Here is a 14,748-nt window from a genome sequence, read left to right as displayed (position 1 = left end):
CCAAAACGACACGTACTACTCAGTGCTCGCCTTATTCCAACAAGGCTACCGATTTGATCAGCGCATAGACCGGTTGCCCCACGGCTAACGCCAGTTGGCTGACCGCCCGAGGAGTGACTTCTGCCAGCAATAATTGCTGGTCGGCGGTGCGGCAGGCAATAACGACGCGGTTGTTGTGCATTGTGTCAATCCGTTCGATGACCACGGGTAAGTGGTTCTGAATGCTGATGCGGCGTGGAAAGTCGAGCGACAAACTGACATCGCGCGCCAGTACGCGCAGTCGCGTGGTGCGCTGGCGAGAAAGATGGGTGGCATTAGGTACCCACAGCCGCGCGTCGTCAGGACCAAAAGGGCTTACGCCATCAATACCCGCTTCTCCTAACGTGCCTTCTAACACCGACACCGCGCCGGTATCGTCGAACAACGGTGAGTCCGGCCGAGCCAACGCCTGTTGCAACGTTTCAATGCGCTGAATCCGGCCCTGCTGCATAAAGGCTATGCGGTCGGCCAATCGTTCAACTTCGTCCGGCGCGTGGCTGACCATGATGATGGGCACGCCAGATTCCTCGGCCATGCGTGACAGGAACGGCATGATCTCGCGCTTGGTTTGCGTGTCCAGCGCTGCTAAGGGTTCGTCCAACAGCAGCAGTTGTGGGCTGATCAGCAGGGCACGGCCGAGTGAAACGCGCTGCCGCTGGCCGCCAGACAGTTGGTCAATACGGCGGTCGAGCAGGTCGTCTATGCCTAACATGGCGGTTACTTCGGGTGGTTGCAATCGGCGCAGGTGCTCAGGCGTGCGGCGGTAGCCATACAGCAGATTATCGCGCACGGACAGATGCGGCAGCAGGCTGTGTTCTTGGAAAACGAGGCCGATGCGTCGCTTGTGCAAGGGTACAAAGGCGTGTTCTTGTTGCCAAGGTTGGTCACCAAAACGCACTGCCGCACCGGACACACGCTCCAGTCCGGCGATGATGCGCAACAGCGTGGTTTTGCCGCAACCGGAACGACCAAACAAAGCCGTAACGCCGTGCAAGGGTAGCTCGTCGTCGACGTGCAGCTCGAAATCATCACCGTAGCGCAATTGAGCTTTGATGCGCAGGGTCATCGCTTGGCTCGTCATGGCTTCACTCGTCATAGCTTCACCACTTCGAAGCGACGGTTGATGCTGTACACAACAAAGAGGGTGATAAAGGCGAACAGCAACAGCATCAGCGACAGGCTGTGCGCAGCGGCGTAGTTCATGCCTTCGGTGTGATCGTAAATGAGCACCGACAACACCTTGGTTTCGCCGGGAATGCTGCCGCCAAGCATCAGAATTACGCCGAATTCCCCCAGTGTGTGGGCGAAGGTTAGGGTGGCGGCCACGATAAAGCCGCCGCGCGTCAGAGGAAAGATCACACTAAAAAAGCGGTCAACCGCACCCGCGCCCAAGCTGCTGGCGACTTCCACCGGGCGCCGACCTAAATTGTTAAAAGCCTGAGTGAGTGGTTGCACAGCAAAGGGCATGGAATAAATAACCGAGGCGATAAGAATGCCCTCAAAGGTGAAGGCCAGATGGTGCAGACCAAGGCTTTCTAAGGTGCTGCCAATAAAGCCACGCGGGCCAAGCACGATCAGTAAATAGAACCCCAGTACCGTTGGCGGTAACACCAAAGGCAAGGCGACAATGGCTTGCACCACGGTACGCGCCAGCGACCGCCCTTGCGCCAACCACCACGCCAGCGGTGTAGCCAGCACCAGCAAGATCAGCGTGGTGTAAAAGCAGAGCTTAAAAGTGACCTGAAAGGCTTGCCACTCTGCGGGTCCGAGCGTGAGCATAGCGTTGTCCTAGTTAATGTTCGGTCAGGGGGCTGACCTCCTACGGGTTGTGATGCGTCGACGATACACTATTGTAGGAGCGCAGCCCTCTGCGCGAAATTCGTGCTGGGTTTAATTGGGCAACACAAAACCGTAACGCAGCATAACCTCATGCGCTTCCGGGGTTGTCATAAAATCGGCGAACGCCAGTGCTTCTGGCTTGCTGCCACCGCGCCGCGTCACCACATAGCCTTGCGTCAGGGGATTGTGCAGCGCCTCATCAATCAAATGGTATCCGTGCTCAGCAAGCGTCGGAAACTTGGCCAGTGACAACGCAATAATGCCCACTTGAGCAGCCCCAGATTCAGTCATCTGCGCCGCGTGCGCAATGTTTTCGCCAAACACCAGCTTGCTTTGCACGGCTTCCCATACACCGGTGGCTTGCAAGGCTTCTTGCGCACGCAAACCGTAGGGCGCATGCGCGGGTTGAGCGATGGCGATGCGCCGAATGCTATCAGACGATAGGTCTTCTAAGGTCAGGCTGGCGGCATCCAGCGTATTGCTCCAGAGGACGATTCGACCCAGTGCATAGACTGCGGGCTCGGTGGCTGTCATGCCAGCGGCGTGCAAGCGCTCGGGAAAGGCAATGTCGGCGGAGAAAAAGATATCGTAGGGTGCGCCGTTGAGGATCTGTGTGGACATGCGGCCGGACGATCCGTAAACCACCTCAATGTCGGCGTTGGGGTGTGCCGCACGATACAGCGCAATGATGTCGTCTAGGGCATAACGCAGGTCGGAAGCGGCTGCGATACGCACCGCGGCGCTGGCGTGCGATGGTAAAGCAAACACCAAGACCATCAGCGCGAACAGCACAGGGTTTAAGTGTTGGGATAGACGTCGTAAAAGGCGCAGTAACGGCATGAAAAAGGCTCTAACGAGTTAGAGCCTGATTCTGCCACAAAAGTGTCAGGCCAGCACGCGTGCTTCCCATGGGCGCAACACAGCGGCCTGCCCTTGTGTGGTGTAGTTTCCGAGCAACAGTGACCGGTCTTCCCAGTCGTTGCCTTCCACCGTGCCCAAATGAGCCGCTTCACCACTCAGGTTGCACACCACCCAAAGCGTATTGCCGTTCAACGTGCGCGTATAGGCATACACCTGTTCGTGTTCCCCGAGAACCAAGTCGTATGTGCCATAGACCAAAATTTCATGCTCTTTGCGTAAATGAATCATCTGTTTGAAATAACTCAAAACGGAGTTCGGATCATTCTGCTGCTGGGCGGCGTTGATGGTGGTGTGGTTCGGGTTTACGGCCAACCATGGCGTGCCAGTAGTGAAACCAGCATTTGGCGAGTCATCCCACTGCATCGGGGTACGTGAGTTATCACGCGCACTGTCTTTGATGCTGTGCAGAATGTCGTGATCGGTCCAGCCGTGTGCCCGCTGTTTGGCGGTGAGGTTGCGTACTGCAACGTCGTCGAACTGCTGCAGGTGCTCGAATGGGAAGTTGGTCATCCCCAGTTCTTGCCCTTGATAAATAAAGGGCGTGCCCTGCATCAGGAAGTACATGGTTGCCAGTGCTGTGCTGCTTTCGTAGCGATAGGCTTTATCATCGCCCCAGGTCGATACGATGCGGGCAATGTCGTGGTTTTCAACAAAGAGTGCGTTCCAGCCTTGGCCTTCTAAACCTTTCTGCCAGCGCGTCAGCGTTTTCTTGAGGGCGGGTAATTTAAGGCCACTGTCGACATCCGAGCCCCAGAGGTTCAGTTGCTCGAACTGAAACAACATGTTGAATTTCTTCTGATCTTCGCCCACCCACAGTGGCGCTTCATCGACGGTAACGCCGTTCGCTTCACCCACGGTCATGATGTCGTAGTGCGCAAAGGTGTTGTCGCACAGGTCGGTGATGTATTCCTGAATACCCTCGATATTGCGGTGATGGTCGTGCGATGGCACGGCGATCAACCCATCGGGGTTTGGCAGGTCAGGCATGCCGGGCGTTTTTTTGATGTGAGTAATGGCGTCAATGCGGAAACCGTCTACGCCCTTGTCCAACCACCAACGAATCATGTCGTACACGGCGGCACGCATATCGAGGTTGTCCCAGTTCAGGTCGGGCTGTTTGCGCGAGAAAACGTGCAGGAAATATTCGTCGGTTTGCGGGTCATATTCCCACGCCGGTTCGGTGAAAATGCTTTCCCAGTTGTTTGGTGGGCCGCCGTTTTTGCCCGGCCGCCAGATGTACCAATCCCGTTTCGGGTTGTCTTTCGAGCTGCGCGACTCTTGAAACCACGCGTGTTCGTCGCTGCTGTGGTTGATCACCAAATCAAGCAGGATTTTGATGCCGCGCGCGTGCGCCTGCGCCAACAGTTCGTCGAAATCCGCCATGGTGCCGAACTCGGCCATGATGCCTTGGTAGTCGCTGATGTCGTAGCCGTTGTCGTCGTTCGGCGACGGGAAAATCGGGCACAGCCACAGCACGCTCACACCCAAGTCATTCAGGTAGTCCAACTTGCTGGTGATGCCCTTGAGGTCACCAATGCCATCGCCGTTGCTGTCCATAAAGCTGCGCGGGTAAATCTGGTACACCACGGCTTCTTTCCACCACGCGCGGCTTGGGCTTTGGGTATCTGTGGGGGGGTGTTGAGCTGACATCAAACTAACTCCTCAAGCGATAAAACAAAACTTTCCCACGGTGCTAACGACAACTGCTCGCCAGTGCCTGTGTGGGCTTGATGATTGTGGATTAAACAGGTGCCGGAACGCTGACGCAGGGTCTCAGGCAACTCGGCGTGCGCTGCTTCATTGGAGAAATTGCTCACCACCAATAGCGTTTTGCCGTCGAGCTGACGCAGGTACGCGAAGATCTGTTCGTGCTCTGGCAACAGCAATTCAAACTGCCCATCAACAATGACCGGGTGCGTTTTGCGCAGAGCGATCAGATGGCGGTAGTGATGGAAGATCGACCCTTCGTCGGCAACATTCTGCGCCGCGTTGATCTCGGGGTAATTCGGGTTCACGCCCAACCAAGGCTGTGCCGTACTGAAACCGCCATACGCCGAGTCGTCCCACTGCATTGGCGTGCGCGCGTTATCGCGGCTGTTGGCATAAATTGCTGCCATCATCTCCGCTTCGCTGTGTCCGTCGGCCAGTCGCTCGGTGTACAGGTTGCGCGTTTCGATGTCTTGATAGTCTTCAATGCGGGGAAACTGCACATTGGTCATGCCCAGTTCTTCACCCTGATAGATGTACGGCGTGCCTTGCATTAAGTGCAGCGCCGTGGCCAGACATTTGGCGGAGCGCACGCGGTACTCGCCGTCGTTGCCGTATTTAGACACCGCACGTGGCAGGTCGTGATTGTTCCAGAATAATGAATTCCAGCCTTGCCCGGCCAGCTCGGTTTGCCATTTGTTGAACACGGCTTTCAGTTCAACCAGGTTGAAGGGCCGAGGTTTCCACTTGCCGTGTACGGGATCGAACGACAGCGTGATGTGTTCAAACTGAAACACCATCGACAGCTCTTGGCGCTCGGGGTGCGAATAGAGCTTGGCGATTTCCGGTGTGGCGCTCCACGCTTCGCCGACGGTGAGTGCATCACGCGGGCCGAAGGTGGCTTTATTCATGGCTTGAATCAGTTCATGCAAGCGCGGGCCGTTGGCCATGATGCCCGCGTCCACGTCTTTACCAACGAGATCAATCACGTCCATGCGGAAGCCTGCCACGCCCCGGTCGAGCCACCAGTTCATCATGTCGTGCACGGCGGTTTGTACGGCGGGGTTGTCCCAATTCAGGTCGGGCTGTTTTTTGCTGAATTGGTGAAAATAGTATTCGCCGGACGCTTCGTCGAACTCCCACATGGAGCCACCAAAATAGGAGTGCATGTCGCTCGGTGGCGAACCATCGGCTTTTGGCTGCCGCCAGATGTAGTAGTCGCGGTAGGGGCTGTCTTTGGCGGACTTGGCGGCCACAAACCACGGGTGCTCGTCGGAGCTGTGGTTCACCACTAAGTCCATGATGATCTTAATGCCGCGTGCGTCGGCTTCGGCGATCAGACGGTCCATATCGGCCAGCGTGCCGAATTCAGCGGCGATGTCCTGATAGTCTGAAATGTCGTAGCCGTTGTCGTCCATGGGCGACGCGAACACCGGCGACAACCAGATGACGTTGATGCCCAGTGTGGCTAAGTAGTCGAGCTTGCTGATGATGCCGGGAATATCACCCATGCCATCGCCATTGCTGTCTTTAAAGCTTCGCGGGTAAATCTGGTACACCACGGCGTCTTTCCACCAAGGCTGGGTCATGGGTAATCTCCTGTTGTGTGTTGCTTCGCATCATCGCTGCGCGAAACTCTCGCTTACCGCGATTTTCGGCCAGAGGGCTGGCCTCCTACAAATTTCTGCCCGTAGGAGCGCAGCCCTCTGCGCGAACAATTGGCCTCCTACATAATTACCGCGAAGCCTACAGCACCCCAAGCACAAAAAATAATGCATTTTATTGTTCTCACTATAGATAAAATCTATAGTTGGCTGATGGATAAACTCTTAAAACAATTTCTCACCGTCGCCGAACTCAACAGCCTTAGCCACGCCGCCACGCGCCTGTTTATCAGCCAACCCACGCTGACGCATAACATCAAAAAACTGGAAGACAACCTCGGGGTTGAACTCTTCGTACGCTCATCCAAAGGCATGGCGCTCACGCCCTACGGCGAACTGCTGATGGAACAAACGCGCATCATGCAGCGCGTGCACGACAACGCCATGGAAAAACTCGCCCAGCTCAAAGTGAAGCGCGAACGCGGCTTACGCATCGGCGTCGGTATGGCGTGGTGGCACCTGTTCTTCCGTGACTTACTGCAAGACTACCGGCGCGAAAATCCCACCGCACCCGTGCACGTCGATATCGGTAACCACTTGCGCTCCATGGACCAATTGCTCTGTGGCGACATCGACCTGTTCATCGGGCATGAAATTGTCGGCCTGAACGAACGGGCAGGCGCGGTTTTCAACCCGCTGTTTCAAGCCTTCGACGGCTGTTACGTGCGTGCCGGGCACCCCTTGCTCGCGCAATCCAGTTGCAGCTTGGTGGACTTGCTCGCCTACCCGCATTTGGATGTTACACCCGACGAAGCGCGCTACACCCAAGTGCTCGACAATTTAGCGCTGAAACAAGCGCAACGTGAACGCTATTACGTGCCTGAACGTGTGGTGTGGGCCACCAACTCCATGACCGCCGGGCTCGACATCCTGCGTGACAGCGACGCCGTAATGACCTACACCAACGTACTGGCCGACTATTTTGCTCAGCAAGGCGTGCTACCTTTACCCATAGAGGAACCGCAAGGCCCACACACGGTCGGGCTGTATGTGTTGGCGGAACGCGCCGACGACGAGCATATTCAACACATCACGCGCCTGATTCAGCAGCATGTGGCATCGGCGCCCTTTATTTCGCAGGTGACGCTATGAACAAAATACTGTTGGTAACCGGCGCTAGCCGAGGCATCGGCGCGGCCACGGCCATTTTGGCCGCGCAACGTGGCTACCGTGTGGCGGTGAACTATCGAGCAAATGCCACCGCCGCAGAATCCGTGGTGGCGCAGATTCAACAAGCCGGTGGGCAAGCCTTTGCTGTGCAAGCCGATGTATCGCGTGAAGAGGACGTGCTGCGCCTGTTTGCTCACATTGATGCAGAAGACGGCTCCTTGGAGGCGCTGGTTAACAACGTCGGCACGCTGGAAACCCAAATGCGTGTCGAAGACATGACTGCCGAACGCATCAACCGCATATTCACCACCAACGTCACCGGCACCATGCTGTGTACCCGCGAAGCCATTAAACGCATGTCCACCAAGCACGGTGGCACTGGCGGAGCCATTGTGAATGTGTCGTCCGTCGCTGCGCTCATAGGCTCACCCAATGAATACGTGGACTACGCCGCCTCCAAAGGTGCAGTGGACACCTTCACCCTTGGCGTAGCACGTGAAGTCGCTACCGAAGGCATCCGCGTGAACGGCGTCAGACCGGGCATTATCTATACTGACATACACGCCCAAGGCGGCGAACCGAATAGAGTAGACCGTGTAAAAGTCGGCGTACCGATGCAGCGCGGCGGGCAGCCCGAAGAAGTCGCCAGTGCGATACTGTGGCTGCTGTCTGATGAAGCCAGTTATGCTACGGCGACGTTTATTGATGTGGCAGGTGGGCGTTGATGATGACGGAGTCGGATGATTGGGTTCCACTGCAGCGAGCCTATGGCGGGAGTCGCGTGATATTGGCGGCGTAGATATTAATGGGTGATGCACCATTTTAGATGTGTCCAGACTTTGCCGTATACAAAAGCTTACAATCTACAGTTCGTTTATGTTGTTCGTTTGCTAACCAGTTAACTTACCTAATGTGACGTGGTCTGGTAGGTTAAACGCACTCTGAGCTCCAGCAGCATGCGCCTCAGAGTGCACCGGGCAATATTCCTTGGTGGCTAACGGTTAACAGTGGAGCAATCATTCACGTGGTTAAAAAAGCATTTCCTTTGAGCGTTGCAATCGCTAGTTCACTGTTGGTGGTGGCAGAAGCAGCGACCTTTTGTAACGGTGGTAATGAAAATGTGGCGGTGCAGTCCACCACGCCTTCGGTAGATTTCCAGCTGAACGACAATGGCACAGCCATTCATGTCCCTGAAGGGCTGATGTGGATGCGTTGTAGCCTAGGCCAAACGTGGGATCGTGTGGAAAGCCAATGCAAGGGTACGGCTACTACGATTAACTGGAACGATGCCGTTGCGCGCGCAGAAAACACCACCTTTGCAGGCTACAGCGATTGGCGTCTGCCGGATAAGTCTGAATTAGCGACCATCGTCGAGTTGCGTTGCTGGAGTCCGGTTATTAATGTTCATGTGTTTCCTAATACGCCCAGTGCTTGGTATTGGAGCTCTACACCTTACCCTTTTAGTCGTACCGATGCGTGGGGTGTGTATTTCGGGCTTGGGTCGCTCGGTGGTGCGAGTGGAGACGGTTATCTGCCACGCGTGCGGTTGGTGCGGGACGCTCGATAGCGCCTGCACCATACTGAGTGTCAGATCGTCTTAATAAAAATAATAAAGAGTTACGTGCTATTCGACGGTGTTTTTTGACCGAATAGCCGACTCTTCCACCCGAAACAAATGCGCTGTCCGGTTCGCAATCTCAACCCGGTATACCACGTATAAATCGACGCATTTGCAGCGTGGCCGCCAGCCGGAAGAAATATCAAGCGCGATACTGTGTTTGCCTCCTGTTCAGGCTAGAGATGCCACTGCGATATGGTGGGTGGGCGTCAGCTAACACCTCTGCAGTAGGTATGCGAATGCTTCTGGGGTGGAAAAAGAAGTATCCTTGTTTTGACTGCTTGCCGGAATGGTTGAACGGTGTTATATCGTATTAATTAGCATTCTAGGCCTTAAAAAATGACCCACCAAATACGTGTTGCCCTCGCTGTATTGCTCTCTACAGCCCTTCTGGGGTGTATAGAGGAAAAGAAAGACCGATCTCAGAAATTCACCAGTACGCCGGTGACAGAGGTAGCTGTCGGTCAGCTGTATCGATACGATATCACCGTTGCCCCCACCACCGCAGCGGACCTAAACATAACATCTGCAGGGTTGCCAAGCTGGTTAACGGTCGAATACCAAAAACGTGTGCCAACCCCTATTGATATAGGCATGCCCAGTGAGCATGTGACTGCGATCGCCATTGATTCCGACGACAACATTTATTTCGCGTACGGCGATAAAGGCATATATAAGACACAAAGAGGTATCGGCAGCAGTGAGCTGGTACTGGATGATGTGTGTGGCTCGAATCGAGGCTGTCAGGCAATGGTCGTCAGAGGTGATACTTTATACTTTACAGATGACGAGCCGGGTACACGTAATGTCATATATACGCTGGATTTAAATAACCCTAACTCTGGTAAGGCACTTTTTTCCAATGATGTCGTTGGTCCGATTGTCGCTCTTGCCATTCATGAAGGGCACTTGTATGCAAGTGCGTGGAACTCGGGTACTCCTATTCGAATTTACAAGTACAACTTGAACATTCCACAGGACCCAAGAGAAAAAAGGACCTCAGAAAGCCAGTTTACATTATCTGGAGGACTTGGGTACTCAATAACATTCGGTCCGGAGGGTGTACTGTATAACGCCGATGGTTTGTCATCATCTCTGAAGGGTTATGTGCCTGCAGAAAATGATCAGACTTCATACACGGAGACATACGCGTTTAATTTTAATCCTGGCTGCCCACATCTGGCAGTCGGTGACTCTGTCGACGGTGTTTATGTATATAAGAAAGGCTGCACTCCTCTCTTTTTTCAGTTTGTACCCCCTCCAAGAGTCCGGCCCGAAATTATAAGGATTGTCCCGTCAACAAACGAGCAAACAACGATATATCAGGGTGCGGTAGACGCAATCACGTTGGACTCAACAGGGGTTCCAGTCTGGAGCGTTCGATCCACTGATGTTCTTTGGACATTAGGGCCACAGAAGGCAACGTTGACTGGCATGCCGAGCGAAGGTGATATTGGTGACCATAAAATTACCTTGACTCTGCCATCTGGTGATAAACAGGAGTTTACCGTGACGGTGAGTGCCGGAGAATCGGCTCCCACTTTTAAATTGTCTGGGACAGTGCTTGGTTTGATCGGCAATGTGATTTTAGAAGACAGAAGCACAAACACCTTCGCGGAAGCGCAAGGAGGTTCTTACGACAATGGGTTTGTCATCTTTGGATTCAGCACCGGCGAAAACTACGACCTGGGTATCGTTGCTAGCCCGGAAAATCAGCTTTGCAGCATAACCGGCGATCGTACGGGTACTTTTGCAGAAGAAGATATCAACGTTGGCGAACTTATAACGTGCCGGAGCGTACGTAGTTTATCGGTGTCCGTCGTTGGCTTGTCTAATGATGGCACGACGGTTCCGCTGAGATCTTCCGGCCCTGAAGATGGCAGATGGTTGGTCGAGAACAAAGCCTTTGGCTTGGGCACAGACACGTTCACCAACACCTTCTTTGACGATGAGATGTTTGATGTTCGTGTGATCGCAGACCCAGAAGGCTATACGTGCACGATTGAAGGTAATGGACTAGGAACAGTGAATGGCAATGTCACAATTGCAGTAACGTGCACAGCTTCTGGCGGCGGCAGTGGCCCCGGCGGTCCGACTGACCCTGGAGACGATTGCGACGAACCATCTCACTTTGGGCCGCCTGTCTGCGATGATTTCTAAGCTGTAGTTTCAAATGTTAAAGAAGTTTTCAGCGGCGCTACAAAATGTAGTCGCCGCTGTAGTGGGCTTATGATGGCGTCTAAAGAAGGCGCCCTATACGTCTGATTTCGTTGACCGAATAGCCGACTCTTCCGCCGGAAACCAGTGCTTTGTCTTATTGGCAAACCACACCAACGAGAGCATCACCGGCACTTCCACCAGTACGCCAACAACGGTGACGAGAGCCGCAATGGAGTTGAGCCCGAACAACCCAATAGCAACGGCGACCGCCATTTCAAAGAAGTTCGACGTGCCAATCAGAGCGCAGGGCGCAGCGACTTTGTGCGGCACGCGCCATGCCTTGGCACTCCAATAAGCCACGGCAAACATGCCGTACGATTGGATCAGCAGTGGAATGGCGATCAGTACAATAATCAGAGGGTTATTGAGCATGATGTCGCCTTGGAAACCGAACAACAGCGTAACGGTTACCAGTAAACCGAGCACAGACAGCGGTTTTACCTTAGCGGTGAACGCGCTGACCATGGCTGAGACATCTTCGGTGCTGGTGGCTTTTTTGGTCATGTAGACCCTTGTCAGAACTCCCGCCGTTAGCGGAATGACTATGTACAGAATGACCGACAACACCAAGGTTTCCCAGGGTACGGTGATGTCCGTTACGCCCAGCAGCAGCGCAACGATGGGCGCATACGCAAAGATCATGATGGCGTCATTCAACGAGACCTGCGCCAGCGTGTAGTTGGGGTCGCCTTTGGTGAGCTGCGACCAAACGAACACCATGGCGGTGCAGGGCGCTGCGCCCAATAAAATCATACCGGCGATGTATTGCCCGGAGGTGCCGGGTTCGATCAGCGGGGCGAAAATCCAGTCGAAGAAGAGTACGCCGAGCGCTGCCATGGTGAAGGGTTTGATTAACCAGTTGACGGCCAGCGTGATGATGATGCCTTTGGGGCGTTCGTGCACACGCGCTAGTGAACTGAAATCCACCGATACCATCATGGGGTAGACCATGAGCCAGATCAGTACGGCAATAACGAAATTGACTGAGCCGTATTCCAAGGAGGCCAGCGTGCCGACGAGTGCTGGAGCAACTTGCCCCAACACCAAGCCGACGACGATTGCCAGCGCGACCCAGACAGAGAGATATCGTTCGAAAATAGGCATGGTGTGCGGTCTTCTATGTTTAGCGGTTTGAGTGTCAGCTCTGCGACGACTTGCATGAGCTCTGGTTATATTTCCATATTACTAGAAATATATTTACAAGCAATCCAAACTATTGATAATAGTCAGTCATGAGCACACTGAACTTAGAGCAAGCGGCAGAGCAGCTGGCGGAGTTGGGGCACCCCACTCGGCTGGGTATTTACCGTGAGCTGGTGAAAGCAGGAAAAACCGGTATGCCGGTCGCTGACTTGCAAAGTACGTTGGCCGTGCCCGGCTCTACCTTGTCGCACCATATCAGTCGTTTGATGAGGGTGGGGTTGGTGCGGCAGGTACGCGAAGGGCGGGTATTGCGCTGCTTTGCGCAATATGACCGACTGAATTTGTTGATCGGTTTCCTGCAAGAAGAGTGTTGTGTGAACCAACGCTGCTGAGTTTTTTTGCCTAAATACTTCGATATATCTAGAAATATAGGATTCATCATGTCTTTAGTACCCAACCATTCAATGGCCGATGTGCAGGCGCTGCAAGCGGAAAACACAGCGCAACGTAAAACACACCCGCCGCGTATTTTGGTGCTGTACGGCTCGTTGCGGCCTGAATCATACAGTCGAAAACTGGCCTTGGAGGCTGCGGGTATGCTGACGCACTTTGGCGCCGAGGTGAAAGTCTTCGACCCTACAGGCCTGCCGGTATTTGACCATGTGTCGGTCGACCATCCGAAAGTGCAGGAGCTGCGCGATGCGGTACAGTGGTGCGAAGGCATGGTGTGGAGCTCGCCGGAAATGCATGGCAACATCACGGGAGTGTTCAAAAACCAGATCGATTGGATTCCGCTGAGCATGGGAGCGATTCGCCCGACGCAAGGGAAAACCTTGGCGGTAATGCAGGTGAGTGGCGGTTCGCAGTCGTTTAATGCGGTGAATTCGCTGCGCATTTTAGGGCGTTGGATGCGCATGTTCACCATTCCGAATCAGTCCTCTGTTGCGAAAGCATGGCAAGAGTTTCACGCCGATGGAAGAATGAAGGACTCCGCGTTCAGAGATCGGGTGGTGGATGTGATGGAGGAGCTGTTTCGGTTTACCTTGTTACTGCGCGACCAAACCGAAGGGCTGACGTATCGCTTCTCTGAACACAAAGACGCTTGGGAGCATATTAAAGCCTCCTTTTCTCGATCTGGCGTTGTTAAAAATGTCCTCTAAATGCTCATTTACTATCAGTAAACTGCGCTTTCTCGGCCATTTTTGCCTAGCCAGCTCTTCGCCTTTGAGGCTTTTATATATTCCCAATTATGCCGTGCTAGAAAATTGCCAAACAAAAGAACCTAGACGATGCTGCGCCTGATCCATCAGGGTAGCCGTTCAACGGTGCTCGCCAGCCTCGTGCTGACGCTCACGCTGGTGTCGGACGCAGTGCTGTATTTACTGCTGCCGTTGTTCTTCGACAGCTTCGGTTTAACCGTACTTTGGGTGGGCATTTTATTGTCCGCCAACCGTTTTGTACGCCTGTTCGTGAACCCGTGGCTGGTGCCGTGGTTTCAGTACTTTGGTGCGCGCACCGCGCTGATTCAGGCGGTGGTGTTAGCCAGCGCTGCCAGTTTGAGCTTTGTGTTTTTGTTCAGCCCATGGACGTTGTTGTTCGCGCGTTTACTCTGGGGTTGTGCCTACGCCTTGATGCGCCTAGCCTGTTTGCATTACGCCACGGAAGAGCCAGAACGGCGGATGATCAACCTCGGTTGGTACACCAGTATTCAGGAAATGGGACCATTGCTGGTGATTCTGCTGACCCCCTTATTGGTGGTGCACATCTCCGCGCAAGCGGTGTTGCTGCTCGCTTTTGTGCTGTGTTTACTTGCCCTGATTCCCGCGCTGGCGCTACCCGTACCGCACGCCGATCGTGGTGTTTCCACCGGCGCGCAATGGCCGTGGCCCGATGCATGGCATCGCCTGACTTTCCTACTGTGCCTGCTGTTTGATGGCGTGTGGACCGTGATCCTAGCACCGCTGTTGGTCGCCACTGGGTGGTCTATCCCCATGGCGTTGACCGTCACCTCTGCACTGCTGGTGTTTAAGAGAATCTACAACACCACGCTCGGCATGCTCACCGTGCGTTTCGATATTTGGCAACACGACCGATTTTGGCTCGTAATCGCGCTTGGCCTGATGCTGGTGGCCTGCGGTTTGATGGGTTTGCAAGTGGTGTTGCTGGCCAGTGTGCTGGGTATTTTGGGCCATGGGGCTTTTATGATTCTCGTACCCAAACTGCTGTCCGACCGAGTGGGTGCCGTGCTCGAACGCCAACAAACCCTCAACACCTTCACCTTTTGGCGCGACTTAGCCGCCGCCGTGGGTGCGCTGCTGGCTAGTCTGTTAATCGCTTGGGAAGTTGCCCCAGAGTTTTATGGACTTGGTGGTGTTGCACTGGTGCTTTTGTTGTTTTCGCTGCGGCTTACTGGACAAAAGTAACAGGAGTGGTAGTAGATGTTTTTTCAGGTCAGGGGCTTTCGATAATTCAACTTCTTTCCACGCT

Annotated in this window: 13 protein-coding genes; 7 read left to right on the top strand and 6 right to left on the bottom strand. The window is 54.3% G+C overall.

Annotated features, from left to right (window positions below):
- Positions 1-31: 31 nt before the first annotated feature.
- The 5 genes from modC to NFC81_RS14115 all read right to left on the bottom strand — a co-directional run bounded on the left by modC (position 32) and on the right by NFC81_RS14115 (position 6,095).
- Complete coding sequence (gene modC / locus NFC81_RS14135) at positions 32-1,135, bottom strand: molybdenum ABC transporter ATP-binding protein (protein ID WP_304995117.1); 1,104 nt, start codon at positions 1,133-1,135, stop codon at positions 32-34.
- Positions 1,132-1,818 (bottom strand): molybdate ABC transporter permease subunit, encoded by a 687-nt coding sequence (gene modB, locus NFC81_RS14130; RefSeq protein WP_304995116.1) that lies wholly within the window; start codon positions 1,816-1,818, stop codon positions 1,132-1,134. The genes modC and modB overlap by 4 nt, the downstream gene beginning before the upstream one ends.
- A gap of 111 nt (positions 1,819-1,929) precedes the next feature.
- A complete protein-coding gene (gene modA / locus NFC81_RS14125) occupies positions 1,930-2,718 on the bottom strand; it encodes a molybdate ABC transporter substrate-binding protein (RefSeq protein WP_304995115.1) in 789 nt (262 codons plus the stop codon).
- A 45-nt stretch (positions 2,719-2,763) separates the two neighbouring features.
- The gene (locus tag NFC81_RS14120; RefSeq protein ID WP_304995114.1) at positions 2,764-4,449 is read right to left on the bottom strand and encodes an alpha-glucosidase; all 1,686 of its coding nucleotides are present in this window, start codon (positions 4,447-4,449) and stop codon (positions 2,764-2,766) included.
- Positions 4,449-6,095, bottom strand: coding sequence for an alpha-glucosidase (locus tag NFC81_RS14115; RefSeq protein WP_304995113.1), 1,647 nt, complete (start codon positions 6,093-6,095; stop codon positions 4,449-4,451). Before NFC81_RS14115 ends, NFC81_RS14120 begins: the two co-directional genes overlap by 1 nt.
- Positions 6,096-6,323: 228 nt before the next feature.
- Between NFC81_RS14115 and NFC81_RS14110 the strand changes: the two genes are divergently transcribed.
- From NFC81_RS14110 to NFC81_RS14095, 4 genes are all read left to right on the top strand, one after another.
- The gene (locus tag NFC81_RS14110) at positions 6,324-7,262 is read left to right on the top strand and encodes a LysR family transcriptional regulator (protein ID WP_304995112.1); all 939 of its coding nucleotides are present in this window, start codon (positions 6,324-6,326) and stop codon (positions 7,260-7,262) included.
- A complete protein-coding gene (locus tag NFC81_RS14105; RefSeq protein WP_304995111.1) occupies positions 7,259-8,005 on the top strand; it encodes an SDR family oxidoreductase in 747 nt (248 codons plus the stop codon). The genes NFC81_RS14110 and NFC81_RS14105 overlap by 4 nt, the downstream gene beginning before the upstream one ends.
- Before the next feature lie 299 nt (positions 8,006-8,304).
- A complete protein-coding gene (locus tag NFC81_RS14100; protein WP_304995110.1) occupies positions 8,305-8,847 on the top strand; it encodes a DUF1566 domain-containing protein in 543 nt (180 codons plus the stop codon).
- Positions 8,848-9,237: 390 nt separating this feature from the next.
- Positions 9,238-11,058, top strand: coding sequence for a hypothetical protein (locus NFC81_RS14095; RefSeq protein ID WP_304995109.1), 1,821 nt, complete (start codon positions 9,238-9,240; stop codon positions 11,056-11,058).
- A 93-nt stretch (positions 11,059-11,151) separates the two neighbouring features.
- On the opposite strand, the gene arsB is transcribed toward NFC81_RS14095, so the two are convergent.
- Positions 11,152-12,222 carry an ACR3 family arsenite efflux transporter gene (gene arsB / locus NFC81_RS14090; RefSeq protein ID WP_304995108.1) on the bottom strand — a complete coding sequence of 357 codons (1,071 nt, stop codon included), beginning with the start codon at positions 12,220-12,222 and terminating at the stop codon, positions 11,152-11,154.
- A gap of 128 nt (positions 12,223-12,350) precedes the next feature.
- Between arsB and NFC81_RS14085 the strand changes: the two genes are divergently transcribed.
- The 3 genes from NFC81_RS14085 (at position 12,351) to NFC81_RS14075 (ending at position 14,684) form a co-directional block, all read left to right on the top strand.
- Positions 12,351-12,653 (top strand): ArsR/SmtB family transcription factor, encoded by a 303-nt coding sequence (locus tag NFC81_RS14085; protein ID WP_370529873.1) that lies wholly within the window; start codon positions 12,351-12,353, stop codon positions 12,651-12,653.
- A 48-nt stretch (positions 12,654-12,701) separates the two neighbouring features.
- Positions 12,702-13,421 carry an arsenical resistance protein ArsH gene (gene arsH / locus NFC81_RS14080; protein ID WP_370529872.1) on the top strand — a complete coding sequence of 240 codons (720 nt, stop codon included), beginning with the start codon at positions 12,702-12,704 and terminating at the stop codon, positions 13,419-13,421.
- Positions 13,422-13,550: 129 nt separating this feature from the next.
- Positions 13,551-14,684: an MFS transporter gene (locus NFC81_RS14075; protein WP_304995107.1), complete on the top strand. Its 1,134-nt coding sequence runs from the start codon at positions 13,551-13,553 to the stop codon at positions 14,682-14,684.
- Positions 14,685-14,748 lie beyond the last annotated feature (64 nt).

It is taken from the genome of Salinispirillum sp. LH 10-3-1, from assembly GCF_030643825.1.
Classification (GTDB): Bacteria; Pseudomonadota; Gammaproteobacteria; order Pseudomonadales; family Natronospirillaceae; genus Salinispirillum.
Note: the sequence above shows the minus strand (reverse complement) of the source record. Positions and strands in the feature narration are given on the sequence as shown.

Excerpts from the sequence above, each read along its gene's own strand:
- modC (WP_304995117.1), bottom strand. The coding sequence starts at position 1,135 with ATGACGAGTGAAGCCATGACGAGCCAAGCGATGACCCTGCGCATCAAA.
- modB (WP_304995116.1), bottom strand. The coding sequence starts at position 1,818 with ATGCTCACGCTCGGACCCGCAGAGTGGCAAGCCTTTCAGGTCACTTTT.
- modA (WP_304995115.1), bottom strand. The coding sequence starts at position 2,718 with ATGCCGTTACTGCGCCTTTTACGACGTCTATCCCAACACTTAAACCCT.
- NFC81_RS14120 (WP_304995114.1), bottom strand. The coding sequence starts at position 4,449 with ATGTCAGCTCAACACCCCCCCACAGATACCCAAAGCCCAAGCCGCGCG.
- NFC81_RS14115 (WP_304995113.1), bottom strand. The coding sequence starts at position 6,095 with ATGACCCAGCCTTGGTGGAAAGACGCCGTGGTGTACCAGATTTACCCG.
- NFC81_RS14110 (WP_304995112.1), top strand. The coding sequence starts at position 6,324 with ATGGATAAACTCTTAAAACAATTTCTCACCGTCGCCGAACTCAACAGC.
- NFC81_RS14105 (WP_304995111.1), top strand. The coding sequence starts at position 7,259 with ATGAACAAAATACTGTTGGTAACCGGCGCTAGCCGAGGCATCGGCGCG.
- NFC81_RS14095 (WP_304995109.1), top strand. The coding sequence starts at position 9,238 with ATGACCCACCAAATACGTGTTGCCCTCGCTGTATTGCTCTCTACAGCC.
- arsB (WP_304995108.1), bottom strand. The coding sequence starts at position 12,222 with ATGCCTATTTTCGAACGATATCTCTCTGTCTGGGTCGCGCTGGCAATC.
- NFC81_RS14085 (WP_370529873.1), top strand. The coding sequence starts at position 12,351 with ATGAGCACACTGAACTTAGAGCAAGCGGCAGAGCAGCTGGCGGAGTTG.
- arsH (WP_370529872.1), top strand. The coding sequence starts at position 12,702 with ATGTCTTTAGTACCCAACCATTCAATGGCCGATGTGCAGGCGCTGCAA.
- NFC81_RS14075 (WP_304995107.1), top strand. The coding sequence starts at position 13,551 with ATGCTGCGCCTGATCCATCAGGGTAGCCGTTCAACGGTGCTCGCCAGC.